This is a genomic window from Cyanobium sp. BA20m-p-22 (assembly GCF_024346275.1).
Classification (GTDB): Bacteria; Cyanobacteriota; Cyanobacteriia; order PCC-6307; family Cyanobiaceae; genus Cyanobium_A.
Genome location: NZ_JAGQCQ010000224.1, coordinates 1 through 6,231, shown reverse-complemented (window position 1 = coordinate 6,231; position 6,231 = coordinate 1). Strand labels below are relative to the sequence as shown.

The 6,231-nt window shown below is 61.8% G+C and carries 3 protein-coding genes; 1 reads left to right on the top strand and 2 read right to left on the bottom strand.

The window, feature by feature from the left end; translation table 11 throughout:
• Together metH and KBZ15_RS16335 are read right to left on the bottom strand one after the other, a co-directional pair.
• Positions 1–3,478 (bottom strand): methionine synthase (gene metH, locus KBZ15_RS16340; protein WP_255016257.1); only part of this gene is annotated, 3,478 nt, incomplete at its 3' end.
• On the bottom strand, positions 3,448–4,365 hold the full coding sequence (locus KBZ15_RS16335) for a branched-chain amino acid transaminase (protein WP_255016255.1): 918 nt from the start codon (positions 4,363–4,365) through the stop codon (positions 3,448–3,450). The genes metH and KBZ15_RS16335, both read right to left, overlap by 31 nt.
• Before the next feature lie 86 nt (positions 4,366–4,451).
• On the opposite strand from KBZ15_RS16335, the gene KBZ15_RS16330 reads away from it, so the two are divergent.
• Positions 4,452–6,231 (top strand): cobaltochelatase subunit CobN (locus tag KBZ15_RS16330; RefSeq protein WP_255016253.1); only part of this gene is annotated, 1,780 nt, incomplete at its 3' end.

Below are 6,231 nucleotides of genomic sequence, written 5' to 3'. Positions count from 1 at the left end.
GCAGCTCCAGCGTGGCCGGATCTGGGTAGCCCAACTCCTTGCGGATACGGGCATGCACCCACTCGGCCAGGGCTTCGGCCATCTGGACGCCAAGGCCATGGAAGTAGAGATAGTCGGTATACTTATCTGCCTTGAATAGCCCTTGGGCAAATTCAGTCGCTTTCTCACCCATTGTTACTGCCTGCATGGGTAAAATATCGGTGGGCGAAGGCGAGCCAGAAGCGTCTTCTGCCAGGTCCATATAAAAGTCTGCAACGCAGTAGCGGTTGCCAGAGCGCTGGCGGGGAAGCTCGAAGCGACCCAGCTGGCGCTCATGGTTGGCCGGGTCAAACACCAAAACGGCGTTGCCGCTGCGGCCGCATGGGAAGTAGCCATAGGCCACCCGGGGCGTCAGCAAATCCTCATTCAGGCAGCGCTGCATCCATTGGCGCAGAACCGGTTCAGCCTTCTCAGCCAGCATGGCTCCATAGCTCTCGCGGCTTTGCTGTTGGGTTTTGCGGAGCTGCCATTGGCCGGCAAACAGGGCGTTGCGATCGAGGTAGGTGAAGACCTCTTCGAGATCGATCTGGGTTTCTATCAGTATCTGACTGCCCCAGAAAGGCGGCTGCAGGGCTGGCTCCTCGGCCACCGTGGCTGAACGGTGGTCGTTGGTCTGGTTTTCGGCTGGACTGTCAGTCGTGCTTTCAGCTGGACTAGGAGAGTCGACCTCTGGCTGCTCTTGCTCCGCCTCAGCTGGGGTAGGCATGGAGCTCACGGCCGGGTCTGGGGCGCTGAGGCCGACCCCATCCGGAATTTCACCGGTGAAGCCCCTGTGGTCATCCCATTCCCCTGCTGCCTTGGCATCTACCAGGGCATCCATGAAGCGCAGATCAGCAAAGGCATCCCGGCCGTACACCACCTGGCCTCGATAGGCAGCCCGGCAATCTCCGTGTACAAAGCGAGGCGTGAGGGCCGCACCGCCGAGGATCACCGGAACGGTGATATTGGCTTTATTAAAAGCCTCCAGATTGTCCTTCATGAAGGCAGTGGACTTAACTAGTAGACCGCTCATCGCGATGCAATCGGCCTGATGCTTGAGCTGGGCTTCGATGATGGCCTCACAGCTCTGCTTGATACCTAGGTTGATCACTTCATAGCCGTTATTGGTGAGAATAATGTCAACCAGGTTTTTGCCGATGTCATGTACATCCCCCTTGACCGTGGCTATGAGAAATTTTGCCTTGGCCGAACTCTCCCCTTCGATGATCTCCATATGGGGTTCCAGGTAGGCGACGGCCGCTTTCATGGTTTCGGCGCTTTGCAGCACGAAGGGCAGCTGCATCTGGCCAGAACCAAACAGTTCCCCCACAACCTTCATGCCATCAAGCAAGAAGGTGTTGATGATTTGCAGGGGAGGATAGGTGTGCAGGGCTTCATCGAGCGATGCGTCCAGCCCCAGCCGCTCCCCATCGATGATGTGCTGCTTCAGCCGTGCCTCGACGGCCAGGTCGGCCAGGGAAGGCCCGGAGGCCCGGGCTTCCTTGGCACTCACCCCTTCAAACAGGGTGGTGAGCTCCGTCAGGGGGTCGTAGGTGCAGATCGCCCCTGGTTGGTCAGACTCGAAGCGTCTGCGGTCGTAGATCAGATCCCGGCAGACCTGCTGGTGCTCGTTGCTGATCTTGACGAGGGGCAGGATCTTGGCCGGGCTGATGATGGCGGCATCCATGCCGGCCTCACAACAGTCATGTAGGAAGACGGAATTCAGCACAATCCGTGCCGCCGGCGAGAGTCCGAAGCTCACATTGCTGACACCGAGCACCACATGGGCCCCGGTTAGGTCACTGCGGATACGGCGGATTGCTTCGATGGTTGCCGCACCGTTGAGGCGGTCTTCCTCGATGCCTGTGGAGATGGGCAGGGCGAGGGGGTCGTAGAAGATCTCGTGGGCCGGGATGCCATATTCCACCGCATCCCGATAGGCCCTTTGGGCGATGGCGAATTTGCGCTCGGCCGTGCGGGCCATACCCTCTTCATCGATGGTCCCGATCACAACACCGGCGCCATAGGCTTTCGCCAGTTCCAACACCTTCAAGAAGCGTTCATCGCCATCCTCATAGTTGGTGGAATTGAGAATGCATTTGCCGCCAGCCACCTTCAAACCCGCCTCCATCTTTTGCCACTCGGTGGAATCGAGCATCAGCGGCAGGTTGACATTGGTCACCAGTCGACTCACCAGCTCGTGCATGTCCCGTTCGCCATCTCGACCGACGTAATCGACATTGACATCGAGCACATGGGCGTTTTCCTTTACCTGGGTTCTCGCCACCCCCACCAGTCCATCCCAATCCTCTTCCGCGAGCAGGTCTCTTACTTTCTTGCTGCCGCTGGCATTGAGCCTCTCGCCGATGATCAGAAATGAATTGTCCTGGTGGTAGGGCGTGGTGCCGTAGAGCGAAGCTGCCGATGGCTCCCCCTGTAGCAAGGGGCGCGCGTGCCGGTTCTCCGGGGTTCGCACAGCCCTGGCTGCGGGCTTGAGTTCGGCCGTCAGCTCGGCCAGGGCATGGATGTGCTCGGGGGTGGTGCCACAGCAGCCACCGATTACCTGCACCCCGAGGTCTTCGACAAAGTGCATTAACTGCATCTTCATCTCCACCGGCGTCAATCGATAGTGGGCAACGCCGCCGATGTTCTCTGGCAATCCAGCGTTAGGGATACAGCTAATTACAAATGGACTACACTCGCTGAGATAGCAGATGTGTTCCTTCATCTGCTCCGGGCCCGTGGCACAGTTCAGTCCGAGCACATCAATCGGGAAGGGCTCCAGAATCGACACCACCGCGGCGATATCCGAACCCACCAACATGGTGCCTGTGGCTTCCATCGTCACACTCACCATCAGTGGCCGGCGTTGGCCGATCTTGCTGAAGGCCGCCTCAAGGCCTTGCAGCGCCGCCTTGATCTGGAGAACATCCTGGCAGGTTTCGACGATCAACAGATCCACGTTCCCGGCCAGCAGGCCTTCGGCCTGCTCGGCAAAGGAGGCCTTCATGGTGTCGAAGTCGACATGCCCCAAGGTGGGCAACTTTGTGGTCGGGCCCATGGAGCCCGCCACGAAACGGGGCTTTTCTGGGGTGGTGTAGCGATCCGCCATCTCGCGGGCCAACTCGGCGGCCCGCTGATTCATGGCAAAGCTCTGGTCGGCGATGTCGTATTCCGCCAGCACCAGTGAGGTGGCCCCGAAGGTGTCGGTTTCGATTACATCACAATCGGCCTCGAGAAACTGCCTGTGCACTTCCTGCACCGCGTCCGGCCGGGTGAACACGAGGTTTTCGTTACAGCCTTCCAGGGCCGCACCGCCGAAGTCTTCAGGACCCAGGTCCATCTGCTGGAGCGAGGTGCCGGTGGCGCCGTCAAACACCAGCACCGGCCGATCAACGCTGTGGAGCCGTTCGAGAAAATCCACTTCTGTTACCCGTCTACCCGGATTCGCGTTACCCATGTGTCATAGGCGAAATCGCGGCCTTCTGTGATAGCCGTGAGCCGTTCGCGGATCGCGGCCATCAGGGGCCGATCCAGGGGTAACTCGGTGCTCTCCACCTGGCGCACGGGGGTGACCTTCGCAGCAGTTCCACTTAGGAACACCTCGTCGGCGATGAACAGCTCACTTTTGTCCACCGGCCGCTCCAGCACCTCAATGCCCATGGCCCGGGCCAACTCGATCACGCTGGCTCGGGTGATCCCTTCGAGGATGTCCTGGTCAACGCTGGGGGTGATCAGCACGCCGTCGCGCACAAGAAAGAGATTCATGCCACTGGCTTCGCTCACCTTGCCGCGGCTGTTCAGCAGCAGGGCCTCATCAAAGCCACTCTTGACGGCTTCGGTTTTGGCAAGGGAGCTGGTGATGTAGGCGCCACTTATTTTGCCCCGCAGGGGCAAGGAGCGATCCTCCTGGCGGGTCCAGGAGCTGATGCGGCAGCTCACGCCGTCGGGGGAGAGGTAGTCGCCCAGTTCCAGGCCGTAGATGAGGAAGTCGGTCTCAATATCGTGCAGTCGCGGCGCGATGCCCAGATCGCTGGTGTAAACGAAGGGCCTCAGATAGACCGGACAGGTCGGTTTGTTGGCCCGCAGGAACTCCCTGATCGCCTGATGAATTTTGTCCTCGCTGAGCTCAGTCAGCAGCAGGCGGGCGCTCTGGCTCAGTCGCCGGGCATGGCGATCGGCGCGAAACAGGAGAATTTCGCCTGAATCACTGGGATTGGGCAGGGCCCGCATGCCACCGAAGGCGCCCGTGCCGTAGTGAAGGGCGTGGGTTGCCACTGACAGGGTGGCCTCTGCAAAGGGCACACATTTGCCACCGAACCAGGCGAAGGGCAGGAACTGGTGCATGGTGACAACGGAGCTGGCAGAGCAGACGCGACACAAATGGGTCACGTTGACTTTGATCTTCTCACCGCACCCTGCAGGATGGCGTCATGCATCGCTTGGCTTCGATACCAGGGGGGAGTGGGGCCGCAGATGCCGGAGCGCTGGTTGAACAGCCGGCGGCGGCCGTGTTGCTGCTCAGCAGCGCCGACACCGACCTGCTGGCAATTGACCAGCTGCTCGAGCGGGAGCCCGATCTGCTGGGTGTCGAACTGCGGGGTCTGAACCTGGCCGCCCTGGCCCATCCAGCCCAGGTTGACCACTACCTCAGCACCACGGTGTGCCACTCCCGGCTGGTGCTGGTGCGCCTCTTGGGGGGCCGGGGCCATTGGAACTATGGGCTCGAGCGCTTGCAGCACTGGGCCGCGGACCAACCAGATCGGCAGTTGCTTTTGCTGGCAGGAACGGAGGAGGAGGAGCTCGTTTTGGCAGAGCTGGGTACGGCCCCAGTCGAGCTCTCGATTGCCCTGGCCCGCTGCCTGCGTGAAGGGGGGCCTCGCAACCTGCGCGTGCTACTGGAGACCCTGCGGGTCCTCCTGGCCGGTGGCACCCCGCAGCCGCCTGTGGCCGTGCATCTGGCCGATCCGTTGCCCCACGACTGGCGCCCGGAACCTGGCCCCCGGGTGGGGGTGATTGCCTATCGGGCCCTGCTGCAGGCCGGTGATTTGGCCCTGATGGAAGCCACCCTCTCAGCCCTGCGCCTGGCCGGGCTCAGCCCCCGGGCTTTGTGGGTGAGTGGTCTGCGCGAGCCGGCCGTCCAGAGCGGAGTCGCCGATCTGTTTCAACGTGAGGGCGTCGAGGCGGTTTTGTGCAGCACCTCATTTGCCTCGGTGCAGTTTGAGGAGGCGGGGCTCGGTGCCCCCCTCTGGGAGAGGTTGGGGGTGCCGGTGCTCCAATTGCTCTGCAGCAGCCAGCCCCGGCAGCGATGGCAGGCCAGCAGTATCGGCCTGGGCCCGATTGACTTGACCATGCAGGTGGCCCTGCCCGAGCTGGATGGCCGCTTAACCACCCGAATTGGGGCCTTCAAGGAAACGGTGGGCGCCAGTGGCCGCCTCGCGGCTGCCCTGCAGAGCTACCAGCCTGATCCTGAGCGGCTGGCCTGGATCGCCCGGCTCGCTGCCAACTGGATCAGCCTGCGCCAGACCCCAGCCGCCCAGCGGCAGATTGCCCTGGTGCTGGCCAACTATCCAACCCGCAACAGTCGACTCGCCAATGGGGTCGGCCTCGATACCCCGGCCTCGACTGCCCTGATGTTGCAGTGGCTTCAGCAGGATGGATACACGCTGGGTGATGGCCTGCCCGGGGAAGGGCTCCTAGATGACCTACTTCCCGCTGATGGAGAAGCCCTGATCCAGGCGTTGTTGGCTGGCCTTACCAATGATCCAGAGAGTGGCCACCGCCAGGCCCTCGACCACCTGCCCTTGGCGGCCTACCAGAGCTGGTACTGGCAGTTGCCAGTTGCTGCCCGCTCAGCTCTGGAGTCTGTTTGGGGGATACCAGAAACGGATGCTGGCTTGCAGCCGGGCCCAGGGGGGGCGCCTGCTTTCCCAATTAGGGGCTTGCGGTTCGAAAACGTGGTCGTGTTGATCCAGCCCGAGCGGGGATACGACCGCGATCCCAGCCTCAGTTACCACAGCCCCGACCTGCCCCCCACCCACGCCTACCTGGCCCAATACCTCTGGTTACGCCAGAGCTTCGGTTGCCATGCCGTGGTTCATGTGGGCAAGCACGGCAACCTGGAATGGCTCCCAGGCAAGGGGCTGGGCCTCAGTGGCGCCTGCTTCCCCGAGCTGGCCCTCGGCCCCATGCCCCATCTCTATCCATTCATTG

Coding starts and splice junctions, on each gene's coding strand:
- KBZ15_RS16335 (WP_255016255.1), bottom strand. CDS start 4,365: ATGCACCAGTTCCTGCCCTTCGCCTGGTTCGGTGGCAAATGTGTGCCC.